This is a genomic window from Sphaerothrix gracilis Ecp01 (assembly GCF_030405905.1).
In the GTDB taxonomy this organism is placed as follows: Bacteria; Cyanobacteriota; Cyanobacteriia; order Phormidesmidales; family Phormidesmidaceae; genus Sphaerothrix; species Sphaerothrix gracilis.
The window spans coordinates 35,721-48,541 of the sequence record NZ_JASATW010000020.1; the positions used below are offsets into that span (position 1 = coordinate 35,721).

11 protein-coding genes are annotated in these 12,821 nt (G+C 53.5%); 4 read left to right on the top strand and 7 right to left on the bottom strand.

What is annotated here, in order from left to right; all coding sequences use genetic code 11:
- Positions 1–59 precede the first annotated feature (59 nt).
- Together QJQ48_RS19965 and QJQ48_RS19970 are read right to left on the bottom strand one after the other, a co-directional pair.
- Complete coding sequence (locus QJQ48_RS19965; RefSeq protein ID WP_346293009.1) at positions 60–542, bottom strand: SDR family NAD(P)-dependent oxidoreductase; 483 nt, start codon at positions 540–542, stop codon at positions 60–62.
- 203 nt (positions 543–745) lie between these two features.
- Positions 746–2,179, bottom strand: coding sequence for a cation:proton antiporter (locus tag QJQ48_RS19970; protein ID WP_346293010.1), 1,434 nt, complete (start codon positions 2,177–2,179; stop codon positions 746–748).
- Between the two features lie 241 nt (positions 2,180–2,420).
- Here QJQ48_RS19970 and QJQ48_RS19975 point away from each other — a divergent pair, with 241 nt between their 5' ends.
- From QJQ48_RS19975 to QJQ48_RS19990, 4 genes are all read left to right on the top strand, one after another.
- Positions 2,421–2,663, top strand: coding sequence for a hypothetical protein (locus QJQ48_RS19975; RefSeq protein ID WP_346293011.1), 243 nt, complete (start codon positions 2,421–2,423; stop codon positions 2,661–2,663).
- Positions 2,664–3,058: 395 nt separating this feature from the next.
- Positions 3,059–4,036 carry a CE1 family esterase gene (locus tag QJQ48_RS19980; RefSeq protein WP_346293012.1) on the top strand — a complete coding sequence of 326 codons (978 nt, stop codon included), beginning with the start codon at positions 3,059–3,061 and terminating at the stop codon, positions 4,034–4,036.
- Positions 4,037–4,311: 275 nt separating this feature from the next.
- Positions 4,312–4,551 carry a cupin domain-containing protein gene (locus QJQ48_RS19985; protein WP_346293013.1) on the top strand — a complete coding sequence of 80 codons (240 nt, stop codon included), beginning with the start codon at positions 4,312–4,314 and terminating at the stop codon, positions 4,549–4,551.
- Positions 4,552–4,746: 195 nt separating this feature from the next.
- A complete protein-coding gene (locus QJQ48_RS19990; RefSeq protein ID WP_428843071.1) occupies positions 4,747–4,971 on the top strand; it encodes a P-loop NTPase family protein in 225 nt (74 codons plus the stop codon).
- Between the two features lie 71 nt (positions 4,972–5,042).
- On the opposite strand, the gene QJQ48_RS19995 is transcribed toward QJQ48_RS19990, so the two are convergent.
- From QJQ48_RS19995 to QJQ48_RS20015, 5 genes are all read right to left on the bottom strand, one after another.
- Positions 5,043–5,996, bottom strand: coding sequence for a glycosyltransferase family 2 protein (locus tag QJQ48_RS19995; RefSeq protein WP_346293014.1), 954 nt, complete (start codon positions 5,994–5,996; stop codon positions 5,043–5,045).
- 169 nt (positions 5,997–6,165) lie between these two features.
- The gene (locus tag QJQ48_RS20000) at positions 6,166–8,085 is read right to left on the bottom strand and encodes a contractile injection system tape measure protein (RefSeq protein ID WP_346293015.1); all 1,920 of its coding nucleotides are present in this window, start codon (positions 8,083–8,085) and stop codon (positions 6,166–6,168) included.
- Positions 8,086–8,092: 7 nt separating this feature from the next.
- The gene (locus QJQ48_RS20005; RefSeq protein ID WP_346293016.1) at positions 8,093–10,504 is read right to left on the bottom strand and encodes a hypothetical protein; all 2,412 of its coding nucleotides are present in this window, start codon (positions 10,502–10,504) and stop codon (positions 8,093–8,095) included.
- 106 nt (positions 10,505–10,610) lie between these two features.
- Positions 10,611–10,868 (bottom strand): hypothetical protein, encoded by a 258-nt coding sequence (locus QJQ48_RS20010; protein WP_346293017.1) that lies wholly within the window; start codon positions 10,866–10,868, stop codon positions 10,611–10,613.
- Positions 10,869–10,932: 64 nt separating this feature from the next.
- The gene (locus QJQ48_RS20015) at positions 10,933–12,762 is read right to left on the bottom strand and encodes a hypothetical protein (protein ID WP_346293018.1); all 1,830 of its coding nucleotides are present in this window, start codon (positions 12,760–12,762) and stop codon (positions 10,933–10,935) included.
- Positions 12,763–12,821: the final 59 nt, after the last annotated feature.

Sequence of the window (12,821 nt, forward strand, 5' to 3'; positions counted from 1 at the left end):
GCGCAGAAGAGTTGGTTGCAGTAACCGTCGAAAGATACACGATCTCTCCGGTATTTCGCCTACAGATGAGACGTTCCGCCATTGCCGCCGCGATAGCAGTTGCAGAGTAGGCCGCGACGAGCCAAGCCGAGAGGGTTACTCATACAACTGATACGAGTAGACATCCGCTTTATGGCCTCTCTAGCACATAGAAAGCTGCCAATGACGTTGGTTGAGAAGACGCGGTTCAGCCGCGCTACCTCCATGCTATCGACCCTTTTTTGCGGTTCTAGAATACCTGCATTGTTGACCAAAGCCGTGAGCGGGCCTAGCTGCTCGTCTACTTCAGCAAAGAGACGGAGGATATCAGGTTCTGAAGCAACATCAGCAGCGATCGCAATGGCATTGCGGCCTTGCTGCTTGACCAAACGGACAATGTTGTTAGCGGCGGCTTGGTTCTGGAGATAGCTGAGGCAGATGTCGTAGCCTTCAGCGGCAGCTAAACAAGCGGTGGCAGCGCCAATACCACGACTCCCGCCTGTCACTAGCAGCACCTTATTCATAGATAGAAACCTCGAGAGAAGACGCACAAGAAATTATATGGCTTCACTTATCAAGCCTTACAGCAAGCTATAGACCCTAGAAGGGGGCTACTCACCGAGTCGCCATCATGCCCTCAACTTCCAAAGCGTTATAGGCACTGAGGTAACGCTCAACGAGGCTCCGCATTTCCTGCTCGGTTACGATGAATTCCTCCCATACCGGGTCATGCTAGAACCAACCAGAATAGGCCAACTAACACCAGGCTCATCGTCCCCACAAGTTGTTCCATCTGTTCCATAGCGCGGGGCAGAGTGATAGAAACCTTTTGCACCAGCAGGACATAGACCAACCACCCCAGTCCGAGGATAGCCGGAGTCTTAACTAAGTTGGCGGGAGTGTAAGCGTTTAGGTAGAATCCGCTAGCGACCACTAGTCCGCCAAGCAGCAACAGTATGGCGGGCCAGAAGCCAGGAGCTGTAGATTTTTCCGTCTTTTGCTGATGGGGCAAGGAGATCAGCCGGGCAAAGACGATTACCGTCCCAACAGACGCAACATTCATGGCGATCTGCTGCCAGGGAAGCAGGCTTTTCAAGGTCAGAGTTTTGGCCCCAAACCCGACTAGCAGCGGTATGCCTGCAATTGAAAGTCCCGCCAGCGTGAGAGGCAGCCAGACCGCTCGGCTCATGGGAGTCTGGCGCAGTTGATTGAGATTGCGGTTGGGTAAACTGCCGGTAGTCAAAAACAGGGTCGCCTTAGCCAACCCGTGACTCAGGGCGTAGAAGCCCCCCACCTGAGGAGCCGCTAGCACAAACCCCATCTGGGAAATGGTACTGAGGGCAAAGATCCGCTTGATATCAGTCTCGAACATAGCAAAGGTTACACCCAAAACAGCAGTGCCGAGGCCGAGGAGACGAATGGTCGTATCCATACTGTCCATCAGTTGGGCCAGGCGTAGAAGGGGAAACACGCCAGTCTTGATAGCTACGCCGGACAACATGGCCGATACTGGCACTGCCGCTTCTGAGTGAGTCATGGGCAGCCAGAGGCCCGAGACAAAAATGCCTCCTTTCGTGAATAATCCCACCAAAATCAGCACTATGGCATCAACCGGGGCTTGGCTTAGACCGCTAAAGGCGAAGGAGTTGTTAGCTTGGTACACCAGTACTGTCCCTATCAGATAGAACAGCATGGCCGTATTGCTGATAAACAGGTAACGCAGCGCCACCCAGATGGTTCGATCCGTGCGAGGGTAAGCAATGAGTAGAAAAACGGCAATGCTGATAACTTCTAGAGCCACATATAGACTCATGAAGTCGGCACAGGCAAAAACGGCGTTGACGCAGCCGTGAAGAATACTCAGCTGTGTGTAGAAGAATGCGGACCGGCCACTTTGCCAGACATAGAGCAGTACTGCCGTCGTCACTAACCCGTTAGTAAGGATAAAAAAACCGCTTAGGGGATCTAGCAGCAGGGTAACCCCGAAGCTATCCAGCAGATTCAGGGTGAGAGGATTCGGGTCAAGAATCAGCCTGAGACCGTAGGCGCAGGAAGCGATCGCAACGCCTATGCCCATAACTTGGGCTACCCTCGGCAACAAATAACTAATTAGCCCTAGAAATAGCGGCAGGACCAGCCAGACAATAGTTAATGTCAACATCGCAGGACAGGTATTGTTAAAGATGGCAGAACTCTGTGCGTTTACGAAGATAGACTTCAGTAAATACTCAACGGAGAAACCATAGTTTTATATCTATATTTTATTGCAGTCTACTTTAGAAACATCATTGTTGTCTAACTCTTAATGATTTTGCTTTGCTTGAGCATCAAGTCTGAGGGGGGGACTAGCCAAGCGGATCCGTTGAGTATCGATGATTGTTGAGGTTAAGCCTAATTACTGAATGAAGCACTCCAGCTTTCCCAACATGCACCCCGAAATTGGCGAGATCAACTGGGTCTATTTTTGGGAAGGGCTAGACGACTTTGAGACCAGCTTTGCGGGCCTGCTGGAACTGCTGGAACGGCACAAAGCCTATGTTCATCAGCATACGGTGCTGCTGGATCGGGCGCTGACCTGGGAACGCAACCAAAAGCAAACCCGCTATTTGCTGATTGGCAGCGATCGCAAACAGGCTCAACATTGATGAACGCGATCGCCCAAACGCACCTCGATAATTCTCAGCATTTAGGAGGGTGGTTATACTGAATACTTCTACCTACTTAGCCATGTCGGGGCATTAGGCTGATGTGATTCCACCTATATACCCAAAACAGGATCTTAGGCGGAAATATTTCCGCCTATTTACCCGTATGAGGATCTTAGGTGGAAACTTTCCCTCTAATTGCGAGTTAGGTGGCTACCTTAATATCCTGCAATTCCCCCCAAGAGCTGGATCCTTCACCAGTTGGGTTACTCCAACATGGCCCATCTAACAGGGCAACTTTAGGAGTGTGTGATGGTACTGTGCTACCAGTCATAGACTTCCTAGACGTTCTTTCAACCTGCACACCCTCGTGACCTTCAGTCATGCGACGACCCATGCTCAAAAAGATCCTTTGTGTAGGTGCCGGTGTGATGGTTGGAGGAGCCGCTGTGCTCTCGGCGGCGTACCTGTACCTGATCCACACTAGCACCCCTGAAGCACCCCGCCTTAGCGCGCCCATCCAGCAAGGCAGCGTCCAAGTCGGTGGCTTGGAGCGCACCTACCAGGCCTATGTGCCAGCCGATTTGCCAGAACAACCGGCGCTCCTACTCGCCTTTCACGGCTCGAGGGCCGATAGTGATACGATGCGCGTGTACACGGGCTATGAGTTCGAGCGCCTCGCCGACCAGCACGGCTTCATCGTGGTGTACCCCGACGGCTATGAGCAGCACTGGAACGACTGCCGTAAGAGCGGTCCCTATGCAGCCAACACGCTCAACGTGGACGATCTTGGCTTCGTCCGCGCCCTGATCCGTCGATTTGCCACTGAGTACGGGGCCGACACCTCGAGCGTCTTCGCTGTCGGCTTCTCCAATGGGGGACACATGGCGTACCGCCTTGCCTTGGAGATGCCGCGCTCAGTACACGCCGTGGCCGCGATCGGCGCGAACCTACCGACGCTCGACAACTTGGACTGCACCCCATCAGGAGAGCCGGTCTCCGTCCTAATCATGAACGGCACCAACGACCCCCTCAACCCGTTCACAGGTGGTGAGGTGAACCTCTACGGATTTCTCAAGCGCGGGACCGTCCGCTCGGCACAGTCGTCAGCGGAGTATTTTGTCCAGCTTGCCGGTACCGATTTGGCATCGTCCACCCGCACCCAGATTCGCGGGGACGATGCCGATGAGGTCATGGACCAAACGACGTGGACTTCGCCGAATGGTCCAACTGTGAGTCTATATGCGGTGCATGGTGGGGGGCACACTATCGCGCAGCCGTACTTCCGTTTCCCTCGCCTGCTAGGTACTACCCCCACGACCCTCAATGCCCCCGATGAAATTTGGAAGTTCTTCACGGAGCGCTCCTTATGACGTGCTGCTTTGTGGGCACATCCTCCTCATCCGTTTGTAACTTTGACCGGACATCCAAGCAGGAGACTGATTATGAATTTGCAGCAGCAGATGCGGATAATGGAGACGAAAGCCAGACTATCCACCCTATCGTTGAGATCGCCGCGCTGTCACTCGTCATTTGGTTGGTATGGCGGTGGCGGAACCCCTATTTCAAGCAGCATACAATTGGTCAGGAGGTGTCCTCATAAAATCCGTCGTTCAGACATTTACCAACTTGATAGGAAAACACCAACATGACTGACGAACAACCTTCTCTGCTAAAAGCATCAGACATCAATTCAATGGATGCGTTCGAGTTTCATCATCCGCTCAATCCCAATTCGGAAATTTATTTACGGTTTCTTGGGCGTGCCGTTGGTCTCAAACGCATTGGTGTGACGATCGCTCGCGTCCCTCCGGGTAAAGAATCTTTCATATTTGATGAGTCAGCGCTTCAGCTTTTTTGGAGCAGTGAGCAATCTGCTGAGGATTGATGTCTGCCAGCGCGATCGCTGCATAACCATCCAAGTACAACGGGCGATCGCAGGCTACAGATGCTGATTTCGCTGCTGTCTACTGCCGATTTGAGCCGTTAGGCAGCTTGTCAAAGAGAAGAAAACCATAAAAAAGTTGCCGTATTTAGTAATGCGGGCGAAGGAAAGTCTACCCTCAGTCAGCGACTGGCAGAAATGACGGGACTCCCCTGGGTGCCGCCTGACTCTATGCAGTATCGGCCCGGTGGCAGCGAAATCCCCCGTGCCGAATTTAAAGCGGCCCACGATGCGCTGCTGGAGCAAGACCAGTGGGTCGTGGATAGCTTCGGCTCCCTGGATACCGTCTGGAAACGACTGGAGGTGGCTAATACGCTGGTGTATCTCAACATGCCTGTATTGTTGCGGCATTCCCTTGGCTGAACTCAGCTAGCGAACCCTCAGCAAGGCTAATTCGGCCATAGCAGAGTGTCGATGTCTCTAAGCCTAATCGCTTATGAGATAGGTTTTCTCAACACTTCTCTGACGCGGTAAATAGGACGTTTCTGGGACTCGTGATAGGTTCTCATCACTAGCTCTGCTAGCAAGCCAAAGCAAAAAAGCTGAATTCCGGCCAGCAAAAGCACGACAGCCAGTATCAGCAATGGGCGATCGCCAATAGATTGCCCTAAGCCCAGCTTCAGGAATGTCAAATACAGACCGAGGCAAAAGCCAATCATCATCGAAAAGATGCCTAGCAGGCCGAATACATACATGGGCTTAGTCAAAAACCGCTTCATGAAATAGACCGTTACTAAGTCCATGATTACTCTGAATGTGCGGCCCAAACCATATTTACTTTGACCAAACTGACGAGCATAGTGATTGACGGGAATCTCAGCAATGCGAGCGCCTTCTATGGAGGCCAGCGCCGGTAAGAAACGGTGCAGCTCACCATAGAGATTCATGTCTCTTACTACTTCAGTTCGATAAGCTTTTAGGGAACAGCCATAATCGTGCAGATTGACTCCGGTGACCCGGCCAATTAGCCAGTTAGCTATCTTAGAAGGCAATAAGCGCGTGACCTGATTGTCCTGGCGATTAATCCGCCATCCGCTTACCAGGTCATAGCCTTCATTTAGCTTGTGGAGCAGCTTGCTAATATCGGCTGGATCGTTTTGTAAGTCTCCGTCCAAAGTGATAATGACTTGCCCCCTGGCATAGTCAAAACCAGCCGCCATAGCAGCGGTTTGGCCATAGTTGCGGCGCAGCAGCAGCACCGTTAGCTGGCTGTGCTGAGCGGCCAGTTCCTTCAGCAACTTCGCTGAACCATCTGTTGAGCCATCGTCAACACAGATCACCTCATAGGCACTGGCCAAAGCGTCAGCGGCCCGTAGAACTTTGTCTAGAAGCCTAGGGATACTCTCGTATTCGTTATAGATGGGAATGACCAAAGAGAGTTCAATCAAGCTGCAATTTCCGGATTAATTAAATAGTTAAAAGTTAGCAGTTCAAAATTCGGGACACTAGCAGTAGAGACAAGCTCCTGCCTGCCTCTCTTGTCAAGGAAGCGGCAATAGCCGGGGAATCTCACGATTAACGATAACCCCCAGGAAGCATCCTGAGCCGTTCGTTTGACTAAACTTCCTCAGCAAACCACTCCACCTGCAGCATCGTCAACATCCAGGGAAGCTTGACGATGCGAATGCTCCAGGGTAAGCGATCGAGGAGGATGTCATGGGTCTGGTGTTCTACCTGCAGCAGCCAGCCGTCCTGACGACGACGCAGCAGGCCGGGTCTTTGCAAAAAGGCGCGTCTGAGACCGTCCGTAGAGATATTTTTCAAGGCTGACCAGTTTTGAATCACGGCTAAAAGGAGTTGCTCACTCTCATCACGTTCAGTCTCTGTTAGGTCTAAGCGGTAGGGAATGGGATCGCCTAGGCTGAGGCCGCACAGCAGCTTGTTCAAAGGCAGACTGGCTTCTAGGGACTCAGTTGAACCGTCTACGAGGTGTTGCAGCAGCAGGGCGGCGCGGGGGGCCGCCTCAGGCGTGATGAACTGGCCCGATTCCACTAAGCCCAGAGTTGCTAAAAAGCGGCTGAGAAGGGGCCAGAGCAGGACTAAGCCGGAATTGTTGATGTAGATGGACTCGTCTGGTGGGAAGCTATCTGAGTCCTGAGCAGAAAAGCTTGGGGGGTGAGCAGTGGTAATAGTAGACGCGATCGCCGCCATCACCTGCTCAACCTGAAGCACCACTGGCGGCAAAGTAGCGGCAATTGCGGATTCCTCAAGCTGAGTCACAAGCTGGTCAAGCTGGGATACAAGCTGCCGTAGCGAAGCGATCGCGCTGTGAGAGAGAACGGACAGCGGGCGATCGCTCAGCCTCTGTCGTAGCGCCTCGGTCTGCCGTACAAGCGAGTCGAGGCGGGAGCCGAGAGGCGCGATCGCGGCGGCGGCAACTGCTCGAAGCTGAGTCAGCAGACTGAGTAATCGCTCTAGATTTTTTAGCGCTGGCGCAGTCGCCGCTGGGGTCTGCAATAGATTTTCTGCCGGGTTTGGGCGGGTAGAAGCCGTAGCGACTTGAGCGCTCTGGGGCTGGGCGATCGCCCTTAGGAGGAGCGGCAGCTCACTGGCAAAACGCTCTCCTGCCTGCTGGCGAGACTCAATAGCCTCTAGTAGCTGCTGCACCAGCGATCGCTTTTCTAGCTGCAATTGAGCCGCAATCTGCCAAAGATTGCTCTGCAACAGCGTCTCTAGCCTGGGCGGCGCGGCTGAGCTGAGGGCAAGCTGTGAGCCAAGCCCCTGCCAGAGCATTTGTCTGAGCCGCGCCGGACTGACGCCTTGCCAGCAGGCGATGTGGGGCCGCAGCCGCTGCATATCGCTGAAATAGGCTTGCACCGCGCGATCGCTCCCCGGCAGCAGCAGCTTCAGCATCTCTGCCAGCATTTGCTCAGAGAACTGGTAGAGTATTCGCTGTCTGGGCCTCTCCTGTACCAGCGCCTGTTTGAGTAAAGCTTTGAGCCTGGTCGGCAAATCAGCCAATACGCGAGTAAAGCCTTCCTGCAGGGCTGACTGAGTTTGCACCTGGCACCACCAGGGAAAGCGCCCCGTGTGGATAAAGTCTTGCAAAAGTTCAAAATCGGCTTCTTTAGGACTGATAGGCGGCGCAGTCTGCCGGACAGTGGGATTTTTGAGCGGCGCGGCTGAGGGGGTGAGGGCTGCAGCAGCTGAGTCAGAGAGAGCCGTGGCCGAATCTGCAGGACGGGCTGGGGACGATAATCGCTGTTGGGAGAGCTGCTGCGCTAAACTAGCAGCGATTTTCTGGACAAAGTCGGTTTCTAAAGCGGCCAGCTCGATTTCACCCAGGTCAATTTCCAGGCGATCGATGCGATAAATACTGTCTGCATCGCTGAGCCGATCGCAGTAGGCTTCAATCAGCGGCACCACCTGACTGCGGTAGAGGGCGCTGATGCGGTTTTGCAGTTCAAAGGCTTTTACTTCAGAGTCAATCTGTAGCTCTAAAATCTGCTGTTTAATCACGTGGCGCTGTTGGGGCATGACAGTCTCAGGCCACTACGAAGGTTTCGCCAATCGTCATGTAGCCTACCAGGGCCGGAAAGTCAGGAATTTCGCTCGATCCCAGCTCTAGAAAATTGATCAGGCGGGTGGCTGCGGTGGCCGCTTCGGTGCTGTCGGTGACGTTGCCGGAGAGGTCTTGCAGCCAGAGGGCGTAGAGGGTTTCAAACTCGCGCATCTTGGTTGACGTCAGCCAGTGAAGGCGCAGATGGATATGGGCCGGGGTTTCGGCAATTAGCGTATTGCGAATAAGCTGTTTCACGTTCGCAGAGCGGAACCGCTGGGGCCAGTCGGGCAAAATGACGCTGACCTGGAAAGAAAAGGGATCGGGAAACTGCTGGCTGCTGACCCACTCTCCCGTGTCTGCAGCCACGAACTCGTGCAGGATATCAAACGTATCTGCCTGGGGGTTGATCACCTCATAGGTACCGCTGTAGTAGCTGGAGTAAAAGATGGTGATTTGCTCGCCTGCCTGCAGTCCGTGCTGGGGCGAGGTGCAGGTCACCTGATCTGGCCGCTCAGACGGACTGAAGCCGCTGATGGCATGGGCAAAGCTGAGAAAATCTGGACTGGCTGCCTCCCCGGAGGCAGCACCCGTAGCGCCTGCCGCTCGCGGTCGCAGCAGAATATGCTCGATCAGATAAAATCCTTCGCTATTAGAAGAGGCCAGAAAACGCCTGCTCGGTTCAATGCCTAACAGGCGAGCCAGTCGCCGCTTCAGTCCTGAGACGTTTTGAAAGTTTTCTAGCTGGTTGGGATTGAGCGTATAGTTAAAAGCGCGATTGCGATCGGCACTGACCGCTCGATACTGGCTGACAAAATCAACTTTAGGCTGGATGACGCTGTGCTGGCGGCTGAGGTCTGAGACATCGGCGTCGGGGTAGAGCAGGGAAGCCTCGGTAAACGTTTCACCATACTGGGCCATGAGGTGATCCAGCAGGCGGTTTTTGCGATCGCAGGCGATCGCCTCGCTTTCCGGTAGCCTCTCTAGGCGATCGCTATAGCCTTCAGCCAGAATCGCCGCGCCGCCGGGAAAGTGGGCGAGACTCTGAGCAAAGTAGGTCTTTACGTCTCGGTTTTCAGGGGAAAACAGCGCTTTGACCTGATCGAGCTGGGTCAAACAGTTGGCTAAAAGCTGATCAAAAACCATCAGGTAGGCTTGAAGCTGCTTGGCCTCAGCCTGACGCTGATCGCTAGCAGAAGCGGGCAGCCCCAGTTCGCCAATGCCGTAGGCTAGGGGAAACTCGGTTTGGATAGACTCGTACTCGGCCAGTTGGCGGTAGTCTCCGGCGGGGACAGGCAGGTCGAGCTGGGGCGAGTGGGGAACGGTCGTGTTTTCTAAGACGGCAGCTTTGGCCTCGACCCGCTCGACGGTCGGCGAGCAGGGAATCTGCCCTTTGTAAAAGCGGATATCTCCGGCGGCGATCGCGGCTCTGACCGGCTTGAGCCGAGGAGTGAGCTGCTGGTCTAAATCCAGCGCCCAGGCTTGGGGAGTGGGGGAGCGATCGCTGGCGATCGTAATCTGCCGTACGGTCTCAATCCCCGGCAGATTCAAAATGACGTGAATCAAATCTGAGGTATGCAGCTCGCTCTGACGCTGGAACTCCTCTAGCTGGTCGTCATCAATAAATCCATGTTGCAGCCGGGGACCCGCAAAAATCTCTTCAACTGGAACGCCCCGCTCTAGCAGCTCTGGCAGGCTGACAAAGGGAAGAACAGGCGAAATCAACTTATCTAACGCCCTATGCAGCTGGGCCATGAGCTGATGGGGATCGGCCGCGTCGGCAATTTCAATCTCAGCTCGAACCGTAATTTCTTCAATCGGCAAAACCCGAATTTCAGCAAAATCTTCGCAGAGGTTGCGGTGCTGGTGCAGCCGTGCTTTAGCCGCACTCACCAAATCCGCTGCCTGATAGCCGGGTTCTTGCTCTAGCAGGACGTGGTAAAGCCCTCGTAGGTGAACAGGTTCAGCTAGATCTAGGCTGCTGAAGGTAAGTTTGGCGTTGTTGGCGTCGTAGTAAAGTTCTGGCTGGGGCGTTTCGATCGGTTCTAGCCAAGCGTTTTTGATGCCGTCGATGTCAATTAGCAGCTTGCGATAGTCGGCAATGGTGAGGGGATTGACGGTGAGGCTATCTCTGGCGGTGAGAAACAGGGGGCTACCGGGGGCCTCGGCTGGATACGCCAGCAGGTCTGCCATGTCGAAAGAGAGGCGATAGCTCAGATCGGTGATGGCATAGCAGAGGGCTTCTAGGATGGTGATACCGGGGTCGTGGGCGTTGTAGTCTGTCCACTGGCTACCGGCTAGCTGCTCAATGATTTTGATCCCTTCTCGCCGCAGCCGGGCGTAGTCCATACCGGCATGGGCGAGGGGGGCGTTAGTAATTGTCAGAGAGTCGGCCATGAGAGAGCAATTGCTGGGTCGGTTGTTGCCAATAGTCGTGTCGCTTGGGGCAGTCCGGTCTGGAATTCAAGTTCTAGGCTTACTGCCAGTGTCCGTTGAAGCGGATTTAGGGTTTTGCTGAATTAGCTGATATGGGTTCACCCAGCATTTCTTCAGCTTCGGTAGCAACGTTGTCCAGCAACGCTGCCTGATTATTTTCGTCCGCTTTGGCTAATTCTTCTTCTAAAACCTGAATTGCCCCCTGAATCCGCAGCAGGGTGTTTTGAACATTCGCCTGCTTGGCCTCTAATTCTGCCAATACCTTCTGGCCCGATTCAAACTCAGTTTTAAGGGCTTGTAAGCGCTGCTGAAGCTGCTGTTTCATCTGCATATTTCCTGATAGCTAAACAATCAAAAAGCTGTCGTAGGGTGGGCAATGCCCACCTTACCTAAATTTTGCTAACTAAATGCACCCAACTGGTGCGAATTGCTAAAACATTAATTTGCCATTTATCCTGCGGCCCTAAAATGTCTGCGGCAATCCACCATTTACCGCTATTCACATAGGTATAAACATATTGTCCTTTCGCCTTGTCATCTGAAGAAACGCTAAAGCCAGCAATAATCACAACCCAGTCAGCAGTGGAATAGCCTGTATTAATCCGAGGATTATCATTGCCTGTAAATTTTTTGAGCTGAAGCGGTTTATGGCCATTACTGACAAAGCCCAAGGTGCCGCCATCGATTAGCAACGAATTGTTATCCGGTGCATAAAGTCGTATTCCATAGTTAGGAGAATCGAGATCGCCGTGGGTAAAGTCAATGTGAGGATTTCCGGCTTCGCCCTGTTCTCTGGCTACAAGCTCTATCCCCGCCCAATATTTATCAGAGACTATCTTTAAGCGGCGATAGCGTCCGCCTTCAATCTTGATATCGCCATCTTTGACAGTTAGTTTTTCACTGGGATCATCAGTTCCAATCCCTAGCTTCCCTGCAAAGGAGGAGTCTCCTGTGCCTTTTACTGTCAACCCGCCACTGGCTGCTGTTGTCAGTAACATTCTCTCATTAGCGCCATTGGCATCTCGCCAGGAATGCTTGCCGTTGGCGGCATAGAACAGCGTGCTGCTATTGATCCCTAGTCCATAGCCATCCCAAAGCCGTAGTTTTAGGTTGTTGCTAGTATCACCATTAGCAAAGATAAGCTGTTGCCCACCGGGGATAGTCAGCTTGCTGCTCAGATCAACATTACCTGTGAAAGAGGCTGTGCCAGAGACGGTTAGATTTTTAGAAAACGTAGCGTGGCCGCTCTCTTGAATACGCACATAGTCGGTAAGAGCGGCAAAGTCACCGTTAGTTCCACCAGCAATTTTCAAATCGGCTTTGTTGTTGCCAATATTCTCGCGGTAAATTCGCCAGGTATAGGCTCCGCCGCTGTTTTGAAACAGGATACTTTGGGCGCTTTCATTGTCATTTGTTTTAAGCGCCAGTTCTCCTCCATAGATGGTTAGCTTGTGGTCCGTGTTAGCGGCAATCCCAATACCCACATTGCCTGCCAAAGTGCTGGCTTGGCTCACAGCAAGATCGCCGCTCACCTTCAATCTTTCCGTGCCCGGCGTGGTGCCAATGCCGACATTGCCGGAGAGGGTGCTGGTCTGAGTGACGGAGAGGGTGCCCGCGATCGCGCTGTTGCCTGCCACATTCAGCTTAAGTTCATCGTCGGCAGCCGTCCCGATGCCGACATTGCCCGTCAGGGTGCTGGTCTGAGTGACGGAGAGGGTACCCGCGATCGCGGCGTCGCCGTTCACGTCTAAGGTTTTATCAGGCTGGGCTTTGCCGATACCTACGTTGCCAGCGGCGTCAATCAGCAGCGGCGTCGTGTCGTTAGCCTCATCGTCGATGCGCAGGGCATCCTGGCTGCCCGACTGCTGAATGTGCAGCTTGGCCGTAGGCTGGGTGATACTGAGGCCCAGATTGCCGCTGCTGCTCTCCACAAACAGTTTGCTGATGCCGCCGGTTTCAAAGTTGAGTCCCGGATTGGCCCCAGCAGGCTGTTGATTCAAGCGCCAGGTCTGGATGTCGTCTGCATAAAAATCCAGCAGGTTTTCCGTCTCGCCCCGGGCCAAAATCTTCAGCGGCGTATCCACCCCCGGCGGCTTTTCAATGCCGTCATCATGGATATTCAAGACTGAATCAATCAGGTCTCGAAAATCGTCCTCAGAGGGTTTAGCACCCGTCTTGAACAGGGCTTGCAGTTGGGTTCTGTTTTTTTGACCGGCCATAGAGATGCTTCCTAATACGAGTTTAAGTAACTGCGGCAAGAGAACCTGGCTAAAATCAC

Coding starts and splice junctions, on each gene's coding strand:
- QJQ48_RS19965 (WP_346293009.1), bottom strand. CDS start 542: ATGAATAAGGTGCTGCTAGTGACAGGCGGGAGTCGTGGTATTGGCGCT.
- QJQ48_RS19975 (WP_346293011.1), top strand. CDS start 2,421: ATGAAGCACTCCAGCTTTCCCAACATGCACCCCGAAATTGGCGAGATC.
- QJQ48_RS20005 (WP_346293016.1), bottom strand. CDS start 10,504: ATGGCCGACTCTCTGACAATTACTAACGCCCCCCTCGCCCATGCCGGT.
- QJQ48_RS20000 (WP_346293015.1), bottom strand. CDS start 8,085: ATGCCCCAACAGCGCCACGTGATTAAACAGCAGATTTTAGAGCTACAG.
- QJQ48_RS19980 (WP_346293012.1), top strand. CDS start 3,059: ATGCTCAAAAAGATCCTTTGTGTAGGTGCCGGTGTGATGGTTGGAGGA.
- QJQ48_RS20010 (WP_346293017.1), bottom strand. CDS start 10,868: ATGAAACAGCAGCTTCAGCAGCGCTTACAAGCCCTTAAAACTGAGTTT.
- QJQ48_RS20015 (WP_346293018.1), bottom strand. CDS start 12,762: ATGGCCGGTCAAAAAAACAGAACCCAACTGCAAGCCCTGTTCAAGACG.
- QJQ48_RS19970 (WP_346293010.1), bottom strand. CDS start 2,179: ATGTTGACATTAACTATTGTCTGGCTGGTCCTGCCGCTATTTCTAGGG.
- QJQ48_RS19990 (WP_428843071.1), top strand. CDS start 4,747: ATGACGGGACTCCCCTGGGTGCCGCCTGACTCTATGCAGTATCGGCCC.
- QJQ48_RS19985 (WP_346293013.1), top strand. CDS start 4,312: ATGACTGACGAACAACCTTCTCTGCTAAAAGCATCAGACATCAATTCA.